This window comes from Mesorhizobium sp. P2_C7, from assembly GCF_056404515.1.
This window is the reverse complement of sequence record NZ_JBFUDW010000001.1, coordinates 1,012,751-1,035,727: the sequence shown is the minus strand read 5'-3', so window position 1 is coordinate 1,035,727 and position 22,977 is coordinate 1,012,751. Positions and strand designations below refer to the sequence as shown.

General features: G+C 63.4%; 18 protein-coding genes and 1 pseudogene. 11 read left to right on the top strand and 8 right to left on the bottom strand.

What is annotated here, in order from left to right; all coding sequences use genetic code 11:
• Positions 1 to 30 precede the first annotated feature (30 nt).
• The 3 genes and pseudogenes from AC1D2G_RS04975 (at position 31) to AC1D2G_RS04965 (ending at position 4,204) form a co-directional block, all read left to right on the top strand.
• Complete coding sequence (locus AC1D2G_RS04975) at positions 31 to 1,416, top strand: glutamine synthetase family protein (protein WP_095084312.1); 1,386 nt, start codon at positions 31 to 33, stop codon at positions 1,414 to 1,416.
• Positions 1,417 to 1,503: 87 nt separating this feature from the next.
• Positions 1,504 to 2,739, top strand: a complete 1,236-nt coding sequence (locus AC1D2G_RS04970) for a putative DNA modification/repair radical SAM protein (RefSeq protein ID WP_477412364.1) — start codon at positions 1,504 to 1,506, stop codon at positions 2,737 to 2,739.
• Between the two features lie 2 nt (positions 2,740 to 2,741).
• Positions 2,742 to 4,204 (top strand): annotated as a pseudogene (locus tag AC1D2G_RS04965) (UdgX family uracil-DNA binding protein).
• Positions 4,205 to 4,213: 9 nt separating this feature from the next.
• On the opposite strand, the gene AC1D2G_RS04960 reads toward AC1D2G_RS04965, so the two are convergent.
• The 4 genes from AC1D2G_RS04960 to AC1D2G_RS04945 all read right to left on the bottom strand — a co-directional run bounded on the left by AC1D2G_RS04960 (position 4,214) and on the right by AC1D2G_RS04945 (position 8,586).
• On the bottom strand, positions 4,214 to 5,473 hold the full coding sequence (locus AC1D2G_RS04960) for a glycerate kinase type-2 family protein (protein WP_477412362.1): 1,260 nt from the start codon (positions 5,471 to 5,473) through the stop codon (positions 4,214 to 4,216).
• Positions 5,470 to 5,973 carry a heme-degrading domain-containing protein gene (locus tag AC1D2G_RS04955; RefSeq protein WP_477412360.1) on the bottom strand — a complete coding sequence of 168 codons (504 nt, stop codon included), beginning with the start codon at positions 5,971 to 5,973 and terminating at the stop codon, positions 5,470 to 5,472. The genes AC1D2G_RS04960 and AC1D2G_RS04955 overlap by 4 nt, the downstream gene beginning before the upstream one ends.
• Before the next feature lie 80 nt (positions 5,974 to 6,053).
• On the bottom strand, positions 6,054 to 7,367 hold the full coding sequence (guaD, locus tag AC1D2G_RS04950) for a guanine deaminase (protein WP_477412358.1): 1,314 nt from the start codon (positions 7,365 to 7,367) through the stop codon (positions 6,054 to 6,056).
• A 1-nt stretch (position 7,368) separates the two neighbouring features.
• Positions 7,369 to 8,586, bottom strand: a complete 1,218-nt coding sequence (locus AC1D2G_RS04945) for a urate hydroxylase PuuD (protein ID WP_477393743.1) — start codon at positions 8,584 to 8,586, stop codon at positions 7,369 to 7,371.
• 137 nt (positions 8,587 to 8,723) lie between these two features.
• Between AC1D2G_RS04945 and AC1D2G_RS04940 the strand changes: the two genes are divergently transcribed.
• The 3 genes from AC1D2G_RS04940 to AC1D2G_RS04930 all read left to right on the top strand — a co-directional run bounded on the left by AC1D2G_RS04940 (position 8,724) and on the right by AC1D2G_RS04930 (position 12,062).
• Positions 8,724 to 9,644: a LysR family transcriptional regulator gene (locus AC1D2G_RS04940; RefSeq protein WP_477412356.1), complete on the top strand. Its 921-nt coding sequence runs from the start codon at positions 8,724 to 8,726 to the stop codon at positions 9,642 to 9,644.
• Positions 9,645 to 9,780: 136 nt separating this feature from the next.
• Positions 9,781 to 10,794: an LLM class flavin-dependent oxidoreductase gene (locus AC1D2G_RS04935; protein WP_477412354.1), complete on the top strand. Its 1,014-nt coding sequence runs from the start codon at positions 9,781 to 9,783 to the stop codon at positions 10,792 to 10,794.
• 17 nt (positions 10,795 to 10,811) lie between these two features.
• Positions 10,812 to 12,062 (top strand): LLM class flavin-dependent oxidoreductase, encoded by a 1,251-nt coding sequence (locus AC1D2G_RS04930; RefSeq protein WP_477412453.1) that lies wholly within the window; start codon positions 10,812 to 10,814, stop codon positions 12,060 to 12,062.
• Between the two features lie 13 nt (positions 12,063 to 12,075).
• Here the strand turns inward: AC1D2G_RS04930 and xdhC are convergent, their stop codons facing one another.
• From xdhC to uraH, 4 genes are all read right to left on the bottom strand, one after another.
• Complete coding sequence (gene xdhC / locus AC1D2G_RS04925) at positions 12,076 to 12,966, bottom strand: xanthine dehydrogenase accessory protein XdhC (RefSeq protein ID WP_477412352.1); 891 nt, start codon at positions 12,964 to 12,966, stop codon at positions 12,076 to 12,078.
• 62 nt (positions 12,967 to 13,028) lie between these two features.
• Positions 13,029 to 15,380 (bottom strand): xanthine dehydrogenase molybdopterin binding subunit, encoded by a 2,352-nt coding sequence (xdhB, locus tag AC1D2G_RS04920; protein WP_477412350.1) that lies wholly within the window; start codon positions 15,378 to 15,380, stop codon positions 13,029 to 13,031.
• Positions 15,380 to 16,861 (bottom strand): xanthine dehydrogenase small subunit, encoded by a 1,482-nt coding sequence (xdhA, locus tag AC1D2G_RS04915; RefSeq protein ID WP_477412348.1) that lies wholly within the window; start codon positions 16,859 to 16,861, stop codon positions 15,380 to 15,382. The genes xdhB and xdhA overlap by 1 nt, the downstream gene beginning before the upstream one ends.
• Before the next feature lie 3 nt (positions 16,862 to 16,864).
• A complete protein-coding gene (gene uraH / locus AC1D2G_RS04910) occupies positions 16,865 to 17,239 on the bottom strand; it encodes a hydroxyisourate hydrolase (protein WP_477412346.1) in 375 nt (124 codons plus the stop codon).
• A 203-nt stretch (positions 17,240 to 17,442) separates the two neighbouring features.
• On the opposite strand from uraH, the gene puuE reads away from it, so the two are divergent.
• From puuE to AC1D2G_RS04885, 5 genes are all read left to right on the top strand, one after another.
• Positions 17,443 to 18,861 carry an allantoinase PuuE gene (gene puuE / locus AC1D2G_RS04905; RefSeq protein ID WP_477412344.1) on the top strand — a complete coding sequence of 473 codons (1,419 nt, stop codon included), beginning with the start codon at positions 17,443 to 17,445 and terminating at the stop codon, positions 18,859 to 18,861.
• Positions 18,862 to 18,870: 9 nt separating this feature from the next.
• A complete protein-coding gene (locus tag AC1D2G_RS04900; protein ID WP_477412342.1) occupies positions 18,871 to 19,734 on the top strand; it encodes a bifunctional allantoicase/(S)-ureidoglycine aminohydrolase in 864 nt (287 codons plus the stop codon).
• Positions 19,731 to 20,234, top strand: a complete 504-nt coding sequence (locus AC1D2G_RS04895; RefSeq protein WP_095083037.1) for an ureidoglycolate lyase — start codon at positions 19,731 to 19,733, stop codon at positions 20,232 to 20,234. Before AC1D2G_RS04900 ends, AC1D2G_RS04895 begins: the two co-directional genes overlap by 4 nt.
• Entirely contained in the window at positions 20,234 to 20,827 is a 594-nt protein-coding gene (locus AC1D2G_RS04890; protein ID WP_477412340.1) for a nucleoside deaminase, read from the top strand. Before AC1D2G_RS04895 ends, AC1D2G_RS04890 begins: the two co-directional genes overlap by 1 nt.
• An 82-nt stretch (positions 20,828 to 20,909) precedes the next feature.
• Positions 20,910 to 22,895 (top strand): CocE/NonD family hydrolase, encoded by a 1,986-nt coding sequence (locus tag AC1D2G_RS04885; RefSeq protein ID WP_477412338.1) that lies wholly within the window; start codon positions 20,910 to 20,912, stop codon positions 22,893 to 22,895.
• Positions 22,896 to 22,977: the final 82 nt, after the last annotated feature.

Genomic DNA, 22,977 nt, shown 5'->3' with positions numbered 1-22,977 from the left:
ATGGGCGCGCCAAGCAAAGCCGGACAGATCATGACCTCACCTTCGGGCTCGACGCCCACCGAGGCGCAAGCCTTCCTCGAGGTTCATCCCGAGATCGAGGCGTTCGATATCGTGCTGACCGACGCCAATGGCGTCGGCCGCGGCAAGATCGTGCGCCGGCATGAGCTGAAAAGCATCTTCGAGGGCGGCCGGCACATGCCGATCTCGATCCTCGGCCTCGATATCACCGGCGAGGATGTGCACGAAACCGGGCTGATCTGGACGACCGGTGACGGCGACCTCAGGGCCTGGCCTATCCCCGGCACGCTGGTGCCGCTCTACGGCACGAACCCGCCACGCGGCCAGCTGCTGATGGAGATGTATCACCTCGACGGCCAGCCGATGTCGTCGGATCCTCGCCTGGCGCTGGCACGGCAAGTGGAGATCCTGGCCGCCAAGGGTCTTCATCCCGCCGGCGCCTTCGAGCTGGAATTCTTTCTCCTGGCCAACGAGCGCGATGCCGACGGCAAGGTGCAGCCGGCGCGCGCCGTGCTCGACGGCCGCGTCTCGGGCAAGACGGAAGTCTATTCCGTCGATCACCTGCACGGCATGGAGCCGCTGTTTTCCGACATCTATGCGGCTGCCAAGGCACAAGGTATTCCGGCCGAGACGGTGATCTCCGAATATGCGCCTGGCCAGTACGAATTGACGCTGAATTACCGCAAGGACGTGATGCGGGCGGCAGACGACCTGGTCATGCTGAAGCGGCTGGTGCGGGCACAGGCGCGCCGACACGGCGTCACCGCCTGTTTCATGGCCAAGCCAATCGAAAAATATGCCGGCTCGGGCATGCATTTCCACGTCTCGCTGCAGGACAGAGCGGGCCGAAACGTCTTTGCCGAAGCCGGCGGCGAGAGCTGGTCGCTGCCGCTGCTGCGCGGCCTTGGCGGCCTGATCCAGACGATGGCCGAATCGATGCTGGTGTTTGCGCCGCATGCCAATTCCTGGCGGCGCTTCGTGTCGCAATCCTATGCGCCGGTGGCGCCGACCTGGGGCGTCAACAACCGCTCGGTGGCGCTGCGCGTGCCGGCCGGCGACGCGAAGAACCGGCGCATCGAGCACCGGCCGTCGGGCGTCGACGCCAACCCCTATCTGATCGCCGCGACAGTGCTCGCCGGCATCATCAAAGGTCTCGACGAAGGTCTCGATCCCGGCCCGGAAACCACCGGCAACGGTTATGAGGCAGCGGTGACGCGCACGACGATGCCGGTCGACTGGCGCGCAGCGATCGAGGCCGCCAGGGCATCCAGCTTCCTGAAGGGCGCGCTCGGCGAAGACCTGCACCGCACGTTCGTGGCGATCAAGCAGTCCGAGTACCTGCGCGTGGCGCGCACGGTGAGCGAACTGGATTATCACCTCTACCTGCACGAGGTCTGAGAGCCTTGCGATCAGGTGGCGATCACTTTTTCGCCGCCTCCATCAAATGAGATGGCGCGTTCTCTCTGGAGAACATACCATGAACAGATGAGCGCACTTACCGTCCGCGAAAAGCTAGCGATCCTGTCCGATGCCGCCAAGTACGACGCCTCCTGCGCCTCATCCGGCGCGGCGAAAAAGGATTCACTGAAATCCGGCGGGATCGGCTCCACCGAAGGCATGGGCATCTGCCATTCCTATGCGCCGGATGGGCGCTGCATTTCACTGCTGAAAATCCTGCTGACCAATTTCTGCATCTACGATTGCAGCTACTGCATCAACCGCTCGTCGTCGAATGTGCGGCGCGCCCGTTTCACCGTTGACGAGGTGGTGAAGCTGACCATGGATTTCTACCGGCGCAACTACATCGAGGGCCTTTTCCTGTCCTCAGGCGTCATCCGCTCGCCCGACGAGACGATGGGCGAGATGGTCGAGGTGGCGCGGAGGCTGCGGCTGGAAGAGAAGTTCTCCGGCTATATCCATTTGAAGACCATTCCGGCAAGTTCAGCGGAACTGGTCGAGAAAGCAGGCCTCTACGCCGACCGGTTGTCGATCAATGTCGAACTGCCCACCGACGAAGGGGTGAAGAGACTGGCGCCGGAAAAGAAGCCGGAAACGATCCGGCTTTCCATGGCCAGGCTGCGCCAGAAGATGGAGGAAAAGGCCGAGCCGACGCTGAGGACCAAAAAGCGCGAACGCTTCGCGCCGGGTGGGCAGTCGACGCAGATGATCGTCGGCGCCGACAGCACCACCGATGACGGCATCCTTCATACCAGCGCGCGGCTCTATGGCAGTTACCATCTGCGGCGCGTCTATTATTCCGCGTTCAGCCCGATCCCGGACTCGTCGTCGTCCCTGCCCTTGCAGAAGCCGCCGCTGATGCGCGAACACCGGCTCTACCAAGCCGACTGGCTGATACGGTTTTACGGATTTTCGCAGCCGGAGATCCTGGCCGGCAGCAGCGACGGCATGCTCGACCTCGCCATCGATCCGAAACTGGCGTGGGCGCTGCGCAACCGGGGACGGTTCCCCGTGGATATCAACCGCGCTGATCGAGAGGCATTGTTGCGCGTGCCCGGTCTCGGCACCAAGGTGATCGCCAAAATCCTGGAGACCCGACGTCACCGGCGGCTGCGGCTGGAAGATATCGGCCGTCTCTGCCAGTCGATCGCCAAGCTCAGGCCATTCATCGTCGCCGAAGGCTGGTCGCCGGGCGCGCTCACCGACAAAGCCGGTTTGCGCGGCAAGATCGTGCGTTCCTGCGAACAACTGTCCCTGTTTTGACCATGCGACCCGCACGGCTCGATCTTGCCAGATATACGGTGCGGCTCGACGCGGAGACCGACTTTTCCGGATGGCGCGACGCGGCACGCCGGCTGGCCCTGAATGCAGTCCGGCCCGAAGACATCAGCTGGCATGTCGAGCCGGGCTCCAATCAAACCGATTTGCCGGACGTGCCTGCGGGCGTGCAACTGGTGGTGCCGCGCGACTTCGTCGAGCATGCCGAAATCGCCTTCTGCCATTCAGACCCCGGCCGGTTCGCTTTTCTCTACCGGTTGCTCTGGCGGCTGCGCACAGAGCCGAAGCTGCTGGCAATTGCATCGGATCCAGACATCAGGCGTCTCGAAACCATGGAGAAAGCGGTGCGGCGCGACATCCACAAGATGCGCGCCTTCGTACGCTTCCGGAAGATCGGCGACGGTGACGAGGAGCGCTATGTCGCCTGGTTCGAGCCGGATCATTCATCGTCGAGCGCAACGCGGCTTTCTTCGTCAGGCGCTTCACCGGCATGCGCTGGACCATTTTGACGCCGCATGCCTCCGCCGACTGGGATGGCGACAGGCTGGCGATCGGGCCTGGCGCCGTCAAGAGCGATGCGCCGGCGCAGGACGATACCGAAGCCCTGTGGCGCACCTATTTCGAGAACATCTTCAACCCGGCGCGGCTGAAGGTGAAAGCCATGCAGAAGGAGATGCCTAAGAAGTACTGGCGGAACCTTCCCGAGGCCTCGCTCATTCCAGAACTGATCTCGGGAGCGGACAAGGCCGCCAAGGACATGATTGCGAGAATGCCAACGACACCCGCGCCGTACCACGCCAGGCTGCAGGCAAAGCATTGGCCGAAGAATGAGCCGGCTGAGGCCCTGGAAGATCAGGCCGCCAACACCATTTCCGAATTGCGAGAGGCAGCAAAAGGTTGCCGGCGCTGCCCGCTTTGGCGCGACGCCACACAAACCGTGTTCGGCGAAGGGCCTGACGGCGCCAAGGTGATCTTCGTCGGCGAACAGCCCGGCGACCAGGAGGATCTGGCCGGCAAACCTTTCGTCGGCCCGGCGGGCAAGGTGTTCGATGCCATCCTCGACGACGCCGGGGTTGATCGCCAGAAGGTCTACGTCACCAATGCAGTCAAGCACTTCAAGTTCGAGCCGCGCGGCAAGCGGCGCATCCATTCCAAACCGAATGCCGGCGAGGTTCAAGCCTGCCGCTGGTGGATCGACAAGGAGTTCGAGCTGATCAAGCCGAATCTGGCCGTGGCACTCGGCGCAACGGCGGCATTGTCGCTGCTGGGCAAGGCGATCCCGGTGACACAAATGCGCGGCCAGGTGATCGAACGCGAGGACGGCTTGCGTGTCTTCATCACCATCCACCCCTCCTTTATCCTGCGCATCCAAGAGCCCGCGGACAAGGAAGCGGAGCGTGAACGGTTTCTCAGAGATATGAAAGAGGTGAAGCGGCTTATGGCCGCCTGAACCGGTCGCCTACCGGATCAGGATCGCCCTCAAATCGTTGACGTTCGTGCCGGTCGGGCCAGGCACAAACAGATCGCCAACCGCATTGAACGCCGTCCAGGCATTGTTGCCGGCCAGCATCGCCTTGGCGTCGACGCCCGCCGCCCTCATGCGCGACACGGTCGAACTATCGGCGAAAGCGCCGGCATTGTCTTCCGAACCGTCGATGCCGTCGGTGTCAGCGGCCAGGGCGTGAATGCCTTGCGCTCCGTTGATGCCGATGGCGAAGGCGAGCAGGAATTCCGAATTGCGGCCGCCCTTGCCTTTTGCGCGCAAGGTCACTGTCGTCTCGCCACCGGACAGGATCAGCACTGGCTTTGCGAATGGCCGGTTGCGCGTCGCCACTTCGCGCGCGATGGCCGCATGGACGCCGCCGACCTCACGCGCCTCGCCTTCGATGGCATCGGAAAGGATGACGGCTTCGATGCCTTGCTGTTTCGCCTCAGTGGCCGCTGCTTCGAGCGAGACGCCGGCCGAGGCAATCAGATGTACCTCGTTGCGTGAAAAGCGCGGATCATCGGGGTTTGGTGCATCGGCGGCAGGCGTGCTGATATGAGCCATTACCGCAGCCGGCAGTTTCATCCCATAGGCTGCAATCGACGCCAACGCGTCTTGACGGCTGCCGGTATCCGGCACGGTCGGACCGGAGGCAACCAGGGCAGGATTGTCGCCGGGAATGTCGGAAACGACCAGGGACACCACCTTGGCCGGCCAGGCGGCGGCAGCCAGCCGTCCACCCTTGATGGTGGAAAGATGTTTGCGGATGGTGTTCATCGCTGCGATCGGCGCACCAGACGCGAGCAGCGCCTCGTTGACGGCAATCTCGTCGGCCAGCGTCAGGCTGCCGGCGGGCGATGGCAGGAGCGCCGAACCCCCGCCGGAAATCAGCGCCACGACCAGATCATCCGCTGTCAGCCCTTGGACCTTGGCGAGCAGGCGTTGCGAGGCTTCCAGGCCCGCGGCGTCCGGCACCGGATGCGCCGCTTCGATGATCTCGATGCGCTCGCATGTCGCGCCATAACCGTAGCGGGTGACGACCAGCCCCTCGATCGACCCGTCCCAGACCTTCTCGAAGGCCGCTGCCATCTGCGCGGAGCCTTTTCCCGCGCCAATGACGATGGTGCGGCCCTTGGGCTTCGCCGGCAAATGATCCCGGATGGTTCGCTCCGGATCGGCGGCGGCGACGGCGGCGTTGAAGATGGAGGTGAGGAACGTCTTGGGGTCGCTCATTGTTCTTCCGGGGGCAGTGCCAGACCGCGCTTGTCGATGCCCAAATGATCGCAAAGTGCCTCGACGACGACGCCGTGATCCTGGCGCTCCGGCAGGCCGGAAACGGCGATCACACCGATGACGCCGGCGCCCTTGACCGTGACCGGGAAACCACCTCCGGCCAGCACATAATCAGCAATATCCAGCCCTTCGCCGATCTTGAAGGTCCGATCGGGGCGCTGTTGTTCCAGCACCATGCGGTAGGTGCTTTTCAGGAACCGCTTGACCACATTGATCTTGCGCCGCGCCCAGTCGGGATTGGAGGCGTTCGAACCTGGCATCGCGGCATAGAACAGTGGGCGGTCGAAAGTCCTGATGTCGACGATAACAGGCAGGTTCTCGGCCAAGGCTCGATCACGGATGGCCGAGCCGATCTTGAAGGCCACGGCCTCATCGAAGGCGGGAAAGACAAGAACGTCTTCCTGTCTCTTGATCAGAGCGATGTCTTCGGCAACGGCCATGTCGTTCCCCTGTCAACTTCGCCGCACGCTTTGACCGATGGCTGCCGCCGGGTCAAGCAAGGAAACACATCGGAGGGTGCCTAAGTCGCCATGTCGGATTTGGCGGCCCGCCCGGCCACATAGACCTCGCGCACGGCGCGATCGTCGCCCAGCGTCTGCAAGAGAAACAATTCCTGTGCCAGCGTCTCGACCGTCTCCATCCTGAGCCGCATCGCCGGTGTAGCCCTGGCATCGAGTACGACGATGTCGGCGTCGCTGCCTTCATCCAGCGAGCCGACCTTTTCCACCACCGACAGCGCCTCGGCATTGCCGCGCGTCATCTGCCAGAAGGACTGGAAGGGATTGAGCTTCTCGCCGTTCAGCGCGATCACCTTGTAGCCTTCGTCCATGGTGCGCAGCATGGAATAGTTCGTGCCGCCGCCGACATCGGTGGCGGCGGCGATCCTGACCGGCTTGCCGCGGCGGCGAAGGCGCTGGTAGTCGAACAGGCCGGAGCCGAGGAACAGGTTCGAGGTCGGGCAGAACACTGCCACCGAGCCGCTGTCCGACAACGCATCCGCCTCACGGTCCGACAGATGGATGCAATGACCGAACAGGCTCTTTTTCCCCAGTAGCCCGTAACGCTCGTAGACGTCGGTGTAGTCGCGCGACCACGGATAGAGTTCCTGGGTGAAGGCGATTTCGGCGTGGTTTTCCGACAGGTGCGTCTGCATGTGCAGGTCGGGGTACTCCAGGCACAGCGCGCCGGCCATCTCCATCTGTTCCGGTGACGAGGTGATGGCGAAGCGCGGTGTGATCGCATAGTGCTGGCGGCCCTTGCCGTGCCATTGCGCGATCAGGGCCTTGCTGTCGTCGTAGCCGGATTGCGGCGTGTCGAGCACACCGTCGGGCGCATTGCGGTCCATCATCACCTTGCCGGCGATGTTGAGCATGTTGCGGTCATGCGATTCGGCAAAGAAGGCCTCGACGGATGCCTTGTGCACCGAGCAGTAGGCAGCCACCGTCGTGGTGCCGTGGCGCACCATCTCGTCGAGGAACAGCCGTGCGACGCGGCGGCCATGCTGCGCATTGGCGAATTTCGTCTCTTCCGGGAAGGTATAGGTGTTCAACCAGTCGAGCAGTTCGGCGCCATAGGAGGCGATGATCTGCATCTGCGGGAAATGCACATGCGCGTCGATGAAGCCCGGCAGCAGCAGATGCGGCCGATGGTCGATCTTTTTCGCTGCTTCGCCTGCCTGCTTGGCAATTTCAGCGTAGGCGCCGGCGGCGACGATTCGGCCGTCGCGGATCAGCAGGCCGCCATCCTCCTCGTAGCGCCAGGCGGAATGGTCATCGATGGTTTGCGGCCAGCGCACGAAGGACAGTGTGCGGCCGCGCAGAAGTATCGAGGTCATGCTATTTCCCTGCGCCTTCGAACCAGGCCACCAGCAGCGCCCGTTCCTTGTCGGTAATCTGCGAGACGTTGGCCGGCGGCATGGCGTGGCTGCGGCCGGCCTGCAGATAGATCTCGCGGGCATGGTTGGCGATGTCGGCGTCGGTGTCGAGCATCACCCCCTTTGGCGCGTGGTAGATGCCCTCATAGACCGGCTCCGCCGCGTGGCACATCGAGCAGCGGCCGAGCACCGTATCGCGCACGGCCGGGAAATGCGCCGAGGCGACATAGACTTGCGCCGCGGCCGATTCTTTCGGTTCGCCGGTCAGCACCTTCGGCGCGGTCGACAGCCATATGATGATGATGAACAGGACAACGGCTCCCAGCCAGGTCCAGGTCGGGTTGCCCTTGCGCGCATGGACGCTGTTGAAATAGTGCCTGATCAGCACGCCGATGATGAACACCAGCGAGGCGATGACCCAGTTGAACTGCGTGCCGAACGCCAGCGGATAGTGGTTCGACAGCATCAGGAACAGCACAGGCAGCGTCAGGTAGTTGTTGTGCAGGGAGCGCTGCTTGGCGATCTTGCCGTATTTCGGATCGGGCTTGCGGCCGGCAATGAGGTCGGCAACGACGATCTTCTGGTTGGGGATGATGACCATGAAGACGTTGGCCGACATGATCGTCGCGGTGATGGCGCCCAGATGCAGGAAGGCGGCGCGTCCGGTGAACAGATGGGTGAGCCCCCAAGCGATGAACACCAGAACACAGTAGAGCACCAGCATCAGGCCGGTGTCGCTTTTTCCCAGCGGCGAACGGCACAAAAGATCATAGACCACCCAGCCGACGCCGATCGTCGCCAGCGACAGCAAGATGCCGACCGGCACCGACATTGGCAACACATTGGGATCGATCAGGAACAGATCGGCTCCGGCATAATAGACGACGCACAGCATCGCAAAACCGGACAGCCAGGTGGCGTACGATTCCCATTTGAACCAGGTCAGGTGCTCAGGCATCTCGGCCGGCGCCACCAGATATTTCTGGATGTGATAGAAGCCGCCGCCATGCACCTGCCATTCCTCGCCAAAGGCGCCGACAGGCATGCCAGGTCGCTGCCGCAGGCCGAGATCAAGCGCGACGAAGTAGAAAGACGAACCGATCCAGGCGATGCCGGTGATGACATGCAGCCAACGCACGGCGAAGCTCAGCCAGTCCCAGAAAATCGCGAAATCCATCATTGAAGTCGTCCCTGCCGATGACGCGACTTTACGGTGTCGCACGCAAACGGAAAGAGGCGAGGTGCGCGATGACTTTCAAAAAAAAATGGAAAATACTAGGGTTGCTGGACGCAGCTGGATGAGAGCCACGAAACCGCATGGCCTATCTCGACAACATCGCCGTCTTCGTTCGCGTCGTCGAGCTCGGCAATCTGTCGGCGGCAGGCCGCGACATGCGCATTTCGCCGGCGGTCGCCTCCAACCGCATCAAGGAGCTGGAGAAGCATCTGGGCGTGCGGCTGTTCAACCGGACCACACGGCAATTGATGCCGACCGAGCATGGCACGGTTTTCTATTCGGGCGCCAAGCAGGTGCTGGAGGCGATCACCGAAGCGGAAGCCGCCGTTTCGGCACTGTCCGGACAACCGCGCGGCACCATCCGCGTGACGGCGCCGCTCGGCCTCGGCCGCCGGCTGCTGGCCTCTGGCATCCCCGACTTCCACGACAAATATCCCGATATCGAGGTGCGGCTGAGGCTCTCGGACCACAATGTCGATATCATGAAGGAAGGCATCGACGTCGCCTTCCGGCTCGGCATCATCGAGGATTCCAGCCTCAGGATGCGCGGCATCATGGAATGCGAACGCGTGCTGGTGGCAGCGCCGAAATATCTGGAAGCGCGCGGCGAACCCGTTGAGCCGCAGGAACTGATCGGCAAGAAGCACGACTGTCTGATGCTGCGCTATTCCGGCGCGCGAGAGTATGTGTGGACGTTGCAGACCCCCACCGGCCAGCAGAAATTCGAGGTGCACGGGCCCTACGACACCGACGATGGCGACGTGCTGACCGGCTGGGCGCTGTCCGGCCGCGGCATCATCAACAAGCCGCGCTTCGAGGTCGAGCCGTTCATCCGCGACCGGCGGCTGAAGGTGATCCTGAGCAACACGCCGCCGACGCCGGTGCAGTTCGCCGCCGTCTATCCGCACAAGAAGCTGCAGGACCCCAAGGTGCGGCTGCTGCTCGACTTCATGGCCGAGCGCTGCCAGCGACTGATCAAAGATCTTCTCGCTGGCAAGTAATGGCTGGCAAGCAAGGGCTGGCTAGCAAGTGATGGCTGGCTGGCAAGTGACCGGCCGTTGGCCCAGCGCCAGCGGTTGCCATCGCTGGACGTGACGAACATAGTTCCGATGGTATTTCGCCTTGCAGGGACCATCGATGGACAACGGCGCCATAATGCATCTTGCCGTTTCACCGCTTCCGGGAATCTCCGAGCCATCGCCAGGAGCCGAGCCGGACTTCAGCCTTCTGGCGCGGTTTGTCCAAAGGGCCGAAGCGGCCGGTCTGGACATGGTGATTTTCGCCGATTCCGCGCCGGCTTCCGGCAGCGATGCCGCGACGATGCCCTTCGAAGCGACGACCTTGGTGGCCGCGCTGGCGACGGTGACAAGTAGGATCGGGCTGGTCGCGGCGGCCTCGACTGTTGCCCACCAGCCCTACAATCTGGCGCGCCGTTTTGCTTCGCTCGACATCATCAGCCATGGCCGCGCCGGCTGGAACGCGACGATGGCGCAGGCCCCGCGCGAGGCTGCCAATTTCAGCCGCCCGGACGGGTTTTCCGCTGACGATTTTCGCCGCCGCAGCGAGGAGTATATCGGCATCGTTCAGGGCTTGTGGCAAGGCTGGGACGAAGACGCGCTCAAGTTCGACAAGAGCGGCGGCCGCTTCCACGATCCCGAAAAGATGCACCTGCTCGACCACAAGGGCGAATTCTTTTCAGTGCGCGGGCCGCTGAACGTCGCGCGCTCGCCACAGGACAGGCCGGTGCTGGTGCTGTCCGGCCTGGCGGCATCAGACATGGATATTGCCGCCCGCAGCGCCGATGTCGTCCTGCTGGACGACGAACCGATCGAGAGCGCGAAAACACGTTATGACGACTTGAAGCGCCGCGTTGCCGCCTGCGGACGCGACCCGGATGTCGTGAAGGTGCTGATGAATGTCTCGCACGTCATTGATGAAAAGCCTGCCGTCACCGACGACAGGCTTGAAGACCTGTTCCGGGGGAAAAGCTGCGATGGGTTCAACATGAAGATGCCGGCGCAGCTTTCGGCACTCGACAGTTTTGTCGATCTGGTTTTGCCGGCGCTGCGGCGACGCGGCCTGTTTCGAGAAAGCTATCGCGGGACAAATCTACGCTCGCATCTTGGGATTGCCGGTGGAGGTGACCTGTGACCGCCGCTTCCCGCCAGATGAAGCTTGGCGCCTTCTTGTGGGCGACAGGCCATCATATCGCCGCCTGGCGCCATCCCAAGGCACATGTGACGGCGGGCATCGACATCGACCATTACATCCAGCTGGCGCGCACCGCGGAGGGCGCGAAGTTCGATATGGTCTTTTGCGAGGATGCCGCCGGCCTGCGCGAAGCCAATGTCGCCATCGCCAGCCAGACCTCGCGTTCGATCGGCTTCGAGCCGATCAGCCTGCTGTCGGCGCTGGCCGTCCAGACCAGCCGCATCGGCCTCGTCTCCACCGCGTCGACAAGCTACAACGAGCCCTACGGGCTGGCGCGGACCTTTCTGTCGCTCGACCATTTGAGCGGGGGGCGGGCCGGCTGGAACCTGGTCACCTCGGCTAGTCCTATTGAAGCCGCCAATTTCGGCTCGACGGGCTTGCGGCCGCATGCCGATCGTTATGAGCGGGCGCGTGAGTTTGCCGAGGTGGTCACCGGGCTTTGGCGCGACAAGCCCGGCGGTGCTTCCGGTTCCGGTCATGATGGCCAGAGCTTTTCGGTTCGAGACCCGCTCGACCTGCCGCGTTCGCCGCAGGGCGCACCGGTGCTGGTTCAGGCCGGCGCCTCGGATGTCGGCCGCGACCTTGCCGCCCGCACCGCCGATGTTGTGTTCACGGCGGCGCAGACCTTCGAGGAGGCGAAGGCCTTCTACGACGATCTCAAGGGGCGCCTGGCGGCCTATGGGCGCGAGCCTGACGACATCAAGATCATGCCCGGCGTCGCACCCGTGGTGGCTGAAACCGCGGCGCAAGCCCAGGAAAAATATGAGGAACTGCAGGAGCTGATCCCTGACGATGTCGGCGTTGCACTGCTGTCCAGCTACCTCAGCATCGCCGATCTGTGGCGCTATCCGATCGATGGGCCGCTGCCCGAGCTGCCGCCCAGCGAAGGCATGCAGAGCCGGCAAGCGCTGGTCATCGAGCAGTCGCGCCGCGACAACCTCTCCATCCGCCAGCTGGCGCGGCATTTCGCCGGCGCGCGTGGCCATTGGCGCATCGTCGGAACGGCGGCCGAGATCGCCGACGAGCTGCAGGCGCGGTTCGAAGGAGGTGCTGCCGACGGCTTCAACGTCATGCCCTCATATTTCCCCGGCGAACTCGATGCCTTTGCGACACTCGTCGTGCCGGAACTGCAGAGGCGTGGCCTTTTTCGCAAGGATTATGAAGGCCGCACGCTGCGCGACCATCTGGGCTTGAAGCGGCCGATGTAGCTGTGATGTAAGATCAGCCGGCTAACACCTTGTCACGCTGGACCTGACGACCGGCGTTTGACGCTGCGCTGTGAATGACCATCGCGGTTATGATTTCTGCGGCCGCGAGTACGGCGATGACGGGCGGGCGCTTGTCCTTGACGGCATCGCCGCCGATCGGCGAGACGAGGCGGGCAAACTCGGCCTCGCTGCCGTCCGCCGATTTCAGGAACCAGTTCTTGAACGTCGCTTTCTTGGTCTTCGAGCCGATCATGCCGACATAGGCGGTATCGTTGCGCTTCAACGCTTCGGCGACGATCAGGAAATCCAGCGCATGGTCGTGGGTGAGGATGGCGAAAGCGGTGCCGGCCGGCGCATCGCGCACCATCGCTTCGGGCATCGGCGTCAACCGGGTCTCGACGGTTTCCGGCATGCCTTCGAGCGCCTCGGCCCGCGTCTCGATGACGACGGCGTGCACAGGGAGAAGGGCCACCGCGGAGGCCAGCGCCTGGCCGACATGGCCGCCGCCGAAGATATAGACATAGGGCAGGTGTGCCTCTTCTGTCTCAGCCGATGCAACCAGCTCGGCTGCCAGCCCTGCGTCAACGAGCCGGATCAACACTTCGACGCGCCCGCCACAGCATTGGCCGATCTCGGGGCCGAGCGGCACGTCTAAGGTCGCGCAGACCTCGTCAACCTCGATGCGGGCATCCCTTGAGGGGGAGACAAGCATCTGCCGCGCCTTGTCGATCGCCATGTATTCGAGCTGGCCGCCGCCGATCGTGCCAAAGATCGTCGCCTGCGAGACGAGCATCAAGGCGCCCTTCTCGCGTGGCGTCGAGCCTTTGGTGCCCGCCACTTCGACCAGGGCAACCCGGCCGGCGGTGCTGAGAAAGGCTTTCAGACTTTGCACTTTCGAGTTCATTTCTCACGTTCCCGAATGGGAAATGTAGGCTTTTTCGGTCTGAATTGCACGTTTTGCCGGTTTCAGGCGCCGGCCTTGACCTCGTTCTTCAGCCTCTCGATCGCCATCAGAACCCGTTCCGGCGTTGCCGGCGCATCGAGACGCGGACAGATCTTGTGGTCGGCGACGCTGGCCACCGCGTCCGACAGCGCGTGCAGCACCGACATGCCGAGCGGGAACGGCGGTTCGCCGACCGCCTTGGAGCGGTGGATCGTCGGCTCGCTGGCTTCCGGCCAGTCGGCCAAGGTGACGTTGAATATCTTCGGCCGGTCCGACGCCAGGGGGATCTTGTAGGTCGACGGCGCGTGCGTGCGCAGCCGGCCCTTGCCGTCCCACCACAGTTCCTCGGTGGTCAGCCAGCCCATGCCCTGGATGAAGCCGCCCTCGATCTGGCCGATATCGATGGCGCGGTTCAGCGAGCGGCCCGTGTCATGCAATATGTCGGTGCGCTCGACCATGTACTCGCCGGTCAGCGTGTCGACCGAGACTTCCGAGCACGAGGCGCCATAAGCGAAGTAGTAGAAGGGGCGGCCCTGGCCCTTGTCACGGTTCCAGTGGATCTTTGGCGTTTTGTAAAAGCCGGCCGCCGAAAGCTGGATACGGGCCATATATGCCTGTTTGACGAGGTCGGCGAAGGCGATCTCCTGGTTGCCGATGCGCACCCGGTTGGGCAGGAAAAGCACCTGATCGCGCGGCACCTGATATTTTTCGGCGGCGAAATCGGTCAACCGCTCCTTGATCTGGCGAGCGCCATTCTGCGCCGCCATGCCGTTGAGATCGGAACCGGATGACGCTGCGGTGGCCGAGGTGTTCGGCACCTTGCCGGTCGTCGTCGCGGTGATCTTCACCTGATCGAGATCGATCTGGAACTCTTCCGCCACCACCTGCGCCACCTTGACGTAGAGGCCCTGCCCCATCTCCGTGCCGCCGTGGTTCAGATGCACCGAGCCATCGGTGTAGACATGCACCAGCGCGCCGGCCTGGTTGTAGTGCGTGGCCGTGAACGAGATGCCGAACTTGACCGGCGTCAGCGCCAGGCCACGCTTGATGAAACGGCTGTTGGCATTGAAGGCCGATATCTCGCGCCGCCGCCGCGCATAGCTGGCGCTTTGCTCAAGCTCGGCGACGATGCGCTGGATGATGTTGTCCTCGACCGTCTGGTGGTAGGGCGTGATATTGCGGTCGCTTGTGCCGTAAAAATTCTTCTTGCGGATTTCGAGCGGATCCTTGCCGACGGCAAAGGCAACCTCGTCGATGACGCGCTCGGCGCCGACCATGCCTTGGGGACCGCCGAAACCGCGGAAGGCGGTGTTCGACACGGTGTTGGTGTAGAGAGGTGCCGACTGGGCATGCACCGCCGGCCAGAAATAGGTGTTGTCGCAGTGGAACAGCGCGCGATCGGTCACCGGACCTGACAGGTCCGAGGAGAAACCACAGCGCGCCGCGAACATGAAATCGACGCCGAGAATGTTGCCCTCGTCATCGAAGCCGACTTCGTAGTCGACGAGGAAGTCATGACGCTTGCCGGTGGCGATCATGTCGTCGTCGCGGTCGGGCCGGATTTTCACGGCGCGATGGTGCTTTTTCGCGGCGATGGCGGCCAATGCCGCAAACTGGTTGCCTTGCGTTTCCTTGCCGCCGAACCCGCCGCCCATGCGGCGGATTTCCACCGTGATGGCGTTGCTCGGCACGCCGAGCGCATGGCTGACCATGTGCTGGACTTCGCTCGGATGCTGGGTCGAGGAATAGATGGTGACGTCCTCGTCCTCGCCGGGCACGGCCATGGCGATATGGCCCTCGAGATAGAAATGCTCCTGACCGCCAACGCGCATCTGCCCTTTGAGCCGGCGGGGCGCGGCCTTGATCGCTGCCGCGGCGTCGCCGCGCTTCAGCGTCAGTGGCGGCGTGACCAGCTTGTCCTTACGGGGATCAAGTTCGCCGATGTCGGTGACGAAAGGCAATTCCTTGTATTCGACCTTGGCCAGCCTGGTGGCGCGGCGTGCCTGCTCGCGCGTCTCGGCAATGACGCAGAAGATCGGCTGGCCGTAGAACTGCACCTTGCCGTCAGCCAGCACCGGCTCATCATGGCGCCCCGTCGGCGAAATGTCGTTTTCGCCAGGCACATCTTTGGCCGTCAGCACGTCGACGACCCCGGGGGCGGTGCGCACAGCCGACAGGTCCATGCTGGTGATGGTGGCATGGGTGGCAGCCGAAAGCCCAAGGCAGCCATGCAGCGTGCCGGCCGGTTCTGGCATGTCGTCGATGTAGACGGCGGTGCCGCTGACATGCTTGTGGCCAGAATCATGCCGCTGGTCGGTGGCGACGCCGCCGGTGATCTTTTCGGCCTTGGGATTGGGGGTGGCGTGCTTGTTCATCATGCCGCCTCGTGCCTTGAAACCTGGATCGGCTCCCTGGTGCCGCTGGTCTCGGCGAAGAAGCGCAGCAAAAGATTGCGCGCCGCCAGGGCGCGATACTCGGCCGAGGCCCGCATGTCTGTCAGCGGGGTGAAATCTTCAGCATACTTCGCCATGGCAGTCACAACCGTCTGTTCGGTCCACGGCTTGCCGAGCAGCGCTTTTTCGACAGCCGACGCCCGCTTCGGTATCGCCGCCATGCCGCCATAGGCGATGCGCAGATCCGCGACCGTGCCATCCTTGGCCAGGTTCAGGAAGAAGGCGCCAAGGGCAGCCGTGATGTCCTCATCGCGGCGCTTGGTGATCTTGTGGACGGCGAATTTCGTGCCCTTGGCGGGGACGGGAACGTGCACCGCCTCGACGAACTCGCCAGGCTGCCGGTCCTGCTTGCCATAGGCGACAAAGAAGGTTTCCAGCGGGATCGTCCGCCGTTTCTTGCCCTTGCGCAGCGTCAGGCGCGCGCCGAGCGCGATCAAGGGCGGTGGCGTATCGCCGATCGGTGAACCGTTGGCGATGTTGCCGCCGATGGTGCCCATGTTGCGCACCTGTTCGCCACCAATGCGGTCGAACAACGGCCCCATCACCGGGATGCGCTTGGCGAGCGTCGAGAACGCCTCGGTGTAGGTGACGCCGGCGCCGATGGTGATGACGCCGTTTGCTTCGGCGATGGTGCAAAGCCCGTCGAGATCACCGATGAATATCGCCGGCGAAATATCGCGCATGTGCTTGGTCACCCACAGGCCGACATCGGTCGAGCCGGCAACGATGGTGGCGCCGGGTTCCTTGTCAAGCACGGCGGCGAAATCGTCGACATTGGCCGGCACGACGAGCCGCTCCTTGCCGGCGCCGATCTCGATCCGCGCGCCGTCATGCATGGCCTGGAGTCTTGCCGTGATTGCCTTGCGCTCGACCGCCAGCGGGTCCTTCGCCGCCTTGCCGTAGCTGGAGATGGCGCGGGCCGCGCGCATGATCGCCTCGTAGCCGGTGCAGCGGCAGAGATTGCCTTGCAGCGCCTTTTCGATGGCTTCATTCGACGGGTCTGATGATCTCATCCACAGGCCATAGAGCGACATGACGAAGCCCGGCGTGCAGAAGCCGCACTGCGAGCCATGGAAATCGACCATCGCCTGCTGCACCGGGTGCAACTGGCCAGGAAGACCGCGCAAATGCTCGACGGTCACGACATGGGTACCGTCCAGCGAGCCGAGGAAGCGGATGCAGGCGTTGACGCCTTCATAGACGAGACCGCCTGCCGAGAGCTTTCCGACCAGCACGGTGCAGGCGCCGCAATCACCCTCGGCGCAGCCTTCCTTGGTGCCGCGCAGCGAACGGTCGAGCCGCAGCCAGTCGAGCAAGGTCGCGTCTGGCGCCACCGACGAAAGCGCGACGTCCCTGCCATTGAGAATGAAGCGTATCTCGTTGCGGATACGGACCTTGGCCATGCGTCAGCTCCCCCTGTAGGTCGAATAGCCGTAGGGCGAGACGAGCAGCGGCACATGATAGTGCACCGGTTCGGCCATGCCGAAGCGGATCGGTATCACGTCGAGAAAGGCCGGTTTGGGCAAGTTCGTCCCGTGCTGGCGCAAATAGTCGCCTGCGGCAAAGATCAGTTCATATTCGCCGGTGCGGAACTCGGCGCCGGCAAGCAGCGGTGCGTCGCAACGGCCATCATCATTGGTGACAACGGTCTTCAGATGTGTCCGGGCGTCGCCCTCGAGGTGATAGAGCGCGATCGACAATCCCGCCGCCGGCATGCCGGTCGCGGTGTCGAGGACATGGGTCGTCAGACGCCCGCCATCGGCTTTCGACGTTTCTGCCACTGGCCGCCTCCCATTTCCTGTACGAGCGAACTGGCCCGGTACAGTCGAACATTGCTGATGAATTGTGCGCCAATTAAAGGCGATGCATAAGTCCCGGTCGAGCGGAGTGCGACAAAAACACTTTCAAAAATTTTCGGGGGAATGCGCGAGCAGCCCTTTCGATATCCTGATCATACATCGGGCAATGCCCGGCGGGAGGGACGATGCGTTATATCAGAGACATGCGCGGCTATGGAGCCAATCCGCCGGATCCGAAATGGCCTGGTGGTGCGCATGTCGCCGTGCAGTTCGTCGTCAACTACGAAGAGGGCGGCGAGAACTGCGTGCTGCATGGCGACAAGGCGTCGGAAGCCTTCCTGTCGGAGATCGTCGGCGCCGCACCCTGGGTGGGCCAGCGCCACTGGAACATGGAATCAATCTACGAATACGGCGCCCGCGCCGGTTTCTGGCGGCTGCTCAGATTGTTCACCGAGGCCGAGGTGCCGGTGACCTGCTACGGCGTCGCCACCGCGCTCGCCCGCTCGCCCGACCAGGTCACGGCGATGCAGGAAGCCGGCTGGGAGATCGCGTCGCACGGACTGAAATGGATCGACTATCGCGACCACAGCGCCGAGGACGAGCGCCGCGACCTCGAAGCGGCGATCCGCCTGCACTATGAGGTGACCGGCCAGCGCCCGACCGGCTGGTACACGGGCCGCACATCGGTCAACACGGTGCGGCTGGTGGCTGAGGAAGGCGGCTTCGCCTATGTGTCGGACACCTATGACGACGAACTGCCCTACTGGTTCGAGCATGAGGGCGGCGCCCAGCTGATCATCCCCTACACGCTCGACGCCAACGACATGCGCTTCGCGACGCCACAAGGCTTCAATTCAGGCGACCAGTTCTTTGCCTATCTGAAGGACAGTTTCGACACGCTCTATGCCGAGGGCAAGGCCGGCCGGCCGCGCATGATGAACATCGGCCTGCATTGCCGCCTCGTCGGGCGGCCGGGCCGGGTGGCGGCGCTGAAGCGCTTCGTCGACTACGTGAAGTCGCACGACAAGGTCTGGCTGGCACGGCGCATCGATATCGCCCGCCACTGGCAAGAAAACCACCCCTATCGACCCGCAGCACTCAGACCGTCCAAGATGGAATTCGAGACGTTCGTCCACACTTTCGGCGGTGTCTTCGAGCATTCGCCCTGGATCGCCGAACGCGCCTTCGAGCTGGAGCTGGGCCCGGCGCATGACACATCCGGCGGCCTGCACAACGCGCTTTGCCGCATCTTCCGTTCCGCCAGCGAGGCCGAGCGGCTTTCAGTGCTCAACGCCCATCCCGACCTTGCCGGCAAACTGGCCAAGGCCAAACGGCTGACGGCGGAATCGACCAAGGAACAGGCCTCAGCCGGCCTCGACGCGCTGACCGACAAGGAGCGCGAACTGTTCTCCAAGCTCAATGCCGCCTACGTCACCACCTTCGGCTTCCCGTTCATCATCGCGGTGAAGGGCAAGACCAAAGAGGAGATCCTGGCGGAATTCGAGGCACGCATCGGCAACAGCCGCGGCGTTGAATTCGAGACCGCCTGCAAACAGGTCGAGCGCATCGCGCTGCTCCGCCTCAAGGACATGCTTCCGCAATAGGTTTAACCCATGGATACGATCAGGATGCCCGACCGAACCTATTACGCGCCGCATGGCGGCCACCCCGGCCAGAGTGAGCTGCTGACCGGCCGCGCCGTCTTCACCGACGCCTATGCCGTCATCCCCAGGGGGGTGATGCAGGACATCGTCACCAGCGCCTTGCCGTTCTGGGACAAGACCCGCGTCTGGATATTGTCGCGGCCGCTGTCCGGCTTTGCCGAGACGTTTTCGCAATACATTGTCGAGGTCGCGCCCGGTGGCGGCAGCGAGAGGCCGGAGCCCGATGCAGGCGCCGAAGGGGCCTTGTTCGTGGTCGAAGGCGAGTTGACCGTTCTGCTTGCCGGCAAGAAGCATGTGCTGAGACCGGGCGGCTTCGCCTTCCTACCGCCGGCCAGCGCCTGGACGGTTCGCAACGAGAGCAAGACCGAGGTCCGCTTCCATTGGATCCGCAAGGCTTACGAGGCGGTCGACGGTCTAGAGGCGCCGGAAGCCTTCTTCACCAACGAACAGGACATCGCGCCAACGCCGATGCCTGGCACCGAAGGCCGCTGGGCGACGACCCGTTTCGTCGATCCTGCCGATTTGCGCCACGACATGCACATGACCATCGTGACGCTCGAGCCCGGCGCGGTCATTCCCTTCGCCGAGACGCATGTCATGGAGCACGGGCTTTATGTGCTGGAAGGCAAGGCGGTCTACCGCCTCAACCAGGACTGGGTCGAGGTCGAGGCCGGCGACTTCATGTGGCTGCGCGCCTTCTGCCCCCAGGCCTGCTATGCCGGCGGCCCGGGCAAATTCCGCTATCTGCTCTACAAGGACGTCAACCGCCACGCCAAGCTCGGCGGTGCCGGCATTGCTAGGCGGGCGCCGTGACCCGCATCGTCGCGCGGCCGCTGACCCGCGAGAGCTTTGCCGCCTTCGGCGACGTCATCGACATGGGCGGCGACAATCACTACCCGATCAATGGCGGCAAGGCCGAGCGCTACCACGATCTTGCCACGGCGCAAGCGACAGGGCCGAACGCCCGCGTGCTGATCTCGATGGTGCGCGGCACGCCTTACGAATTGCCGCTGAAGCTGACCATGGTCGAGCGCCATCCATTCGGCAGCCAGGCTTTCATTCCGCTGTCGCCCCGGCCGTTCCTTGTCGTCGTCTGCCACGACGGCGATGGGGGACCGGGTGAACCGCAGGCCTTCATCACCGCGCCCGGACAAGGCATCAACTATTCCCGCAACCTGTGGCACGGCGTGCTGACGCCGCTCGGCGAGGCGCAGGATTTCCTGATCGTCGACCGCGGCGGCGACGGTTCCAACCTGGAAGAATTCCATTTCTCGCACGCCTACGAGATCCATCTCCCCGACGAGAGCTTGTAATGACCGACATTTCCCTGATCGACCGCCTGCTCGACGTGATCGAGCACGACATCGTGCCGAAGACGGCCGACGGTGTTGCCCATGGCAACAAGCTGTTCGGCGCGGCGATCCTGCGCAAGGACGACCGTTCGTTGGTGCTGGCCGAGACCAACAACGAGATGGAAAACCCGCTCTGGCACGGCGAGGTGCATTGCCTGAAGCGCTTCTACGAAATGCCGAAGGCCGAGCGCGTCGACACGAAAGACGCCATCTTCATCGCCACGCACGAACCCTGCTCGCTCTGCCTGTCGGCGATCACCTGGACCGGCTTCGACAATTTCTACTATCTGTTCAGCCATGAGGATTCGCGCGACAGCTTCGCCATCCCGCACGATCTGAATATCCTGAAGGAGGTCTTCACCCTCGATCCAGGCGGCTACAATGCCGAGAACGCCTACTGGAGGAGCTTTTCGATCCGCAGATTGGTACGGTCAATGCCCGAGGCCGAGCGCCAGCGGCTGGAAACGCGCATCGGCGAGATCTCGGCACGCTATGACGACCTGTCCGGCGCCTACCAGGCGAGCAAGGGCGACAACGACATTCCGCTGAATTGACGCGGACTGACCAGCCGAATTCGTTGGCTGGCCCACGACGCGATGCCACAGGCTCCATCATCTGGCGATCTTGGAGTCCCGCATGAAAATCGTCACCGAGTTCCCCCGCAAAGTCGTCGAATTTCCGGTAATGGGGATTGTCATGCCGGACGGCTGCCGGCTGTCGGCGAGGGTGTGGATGCCGGAAGACGCCGGCGACGACCCGGTGCCGGCGATCCTCGAGCACCTGCCCTACCGCAAGCGTGACGGCACCATTTTCCGCGATCAGCTGACGCATCCCTATTTCGCCGGCCACGGCTACGCCTCGATCCGCGTCGACATGCGCGGCAATGGCGATTCCGAAGGGCTGATGGACGACGAATATTCCGAACAGGAATTGCAGGACGCCTGCGACGTCATCGCATGGGCGGCTTCGCAGCCCTGGTGCAACGGCAATGTTGGCATGATGGGTATTTCCTGGGGCGGCTTCAACTGCCTGCAGGTGGCGGCCAAGCAGCCGCCGGCGCTGAAGGCGGTTATCAGCCTGTGCTCGACCTCCGACCGCTATGCCGACGATATCCACTACAAGGGCGGTTGCCTGCTGATCGAGAATTTCGGCTGGGCGTCGACCATGCTGTCCTATTCGTCGCGGCCGCCGGACCCGCTCTTCACCGGCGACAAAAGGTGGCGCGACCTTTGGCTGACCCGGCTGGAGAACCAGCCTTTTCTCGCGCCGCTGTGGCTGAAGCACCAGCACCGCGACGCCTATTGGAAGCGCGGCTCAATCTGCGAGGATTATTCGGCCATCCAGGCCGCGGTGCTGTCGATCGGCGGCTGGCACGACGGCTACCGCAACACCGTCTCGCATCTGGCCACCAACATCGAAGCGCCGGTGAAGGGCATCATCGGACCGTGGATCCACAAATACCCGCATTACGCGGCACCCGCACCGCGCATCGGTTTCCTGCAGGAGGCCCTGCGCTGGTGGGACCGCTGGCTGAAGGATATCGACACCGGTGTCGAGGCCGATCCAGCCTATCGTGCCTATGTCATGGACAGTGTCCGCCCCGCGCGCTGGCATCCCAAGCGGCCCGGTCGCTGGGTGGCTGAGCAGGAATGGCCGTCGCCTGCCATCAAGACGCAATCGATCGAGCTTGTCGCCGACGGTGGCAAGCCCGCCATCGTTGCCTCGCCGCAGAGCTGCGGCCTTGCCGGCGGCGAGTATTTTCCGTTCACCTTCGGCCCCGAACTGCCCGGCGACCAGCGCCCCGACGACGCTTTGTCGGTGTGTTTCGACCAGCCGGAACTCACTGAGGCGATCGACATCGTCGGCGCGCCCGAAGTCGAGGTGCGGCTGTCCTCCGACCGCCCGCAGGCCAACATCGCGATCCGGCTGTGCGACGTGCACCCTGACGGTGCCTCGGAACTGATTTCCTACGGCGTGCTCAATCTGACGCATCGCAATTCGCACGAATTCCCCGAGGCGCTGGTACCGGGTGAAACCGTGTCTGCGCGCGTGGTGCTCGATCAATGCGCCTATCGCGTGCCGGCAGGCCACCATCTGCGCATCGCCGTGTCGAATGCCTATTGGCCGATGATCTGGCCGTCGCCGGAGCCGGTCCGGCTTGCCTTGTCGGCCGCCGTGCTGGCCCTGCCGCTGCGGCCGCTGGCGACAGGCAACGAAGTGACGTTTGCCGAGCCGGAAAGCGCCACTCCCTGGGCGACCGAGACGATCCGCGCCGCCAATTCCGAGCGTCATGTCGATCGCGACGAAAAGACCGGAATTGTGACGCTTTCCATAACGGATGATTTCGGCAAGGTGCGCGATCTTGCCCATGGCCTGGCCAATGGCAGCATCGCCCGCGAGATCTGGACAATCCATCCGGACGATCCCCTGGCGGCCTCGGGAAAAACGCACTGGACACAGACCCTGTCGCGAAATGGATGGTCGGTGCGCACCGAGACATTCGCCGAAATGCTATCGGACGCGCAAAACTTCATCCTCAGCGCCAGAATCGAGGCCTATGAGGGCGAAACTCTCGTTTTCGAGCGTAACTTCGAGGAAAGGGTGCCGCGCGTCCTCCTGTGACCACGGATTTGGTTGGTCCAAATGCGACGTACGATTTACGCCACGGCATGTCGCATTCGGTCTTGCTTACCGCTTTCCCTTG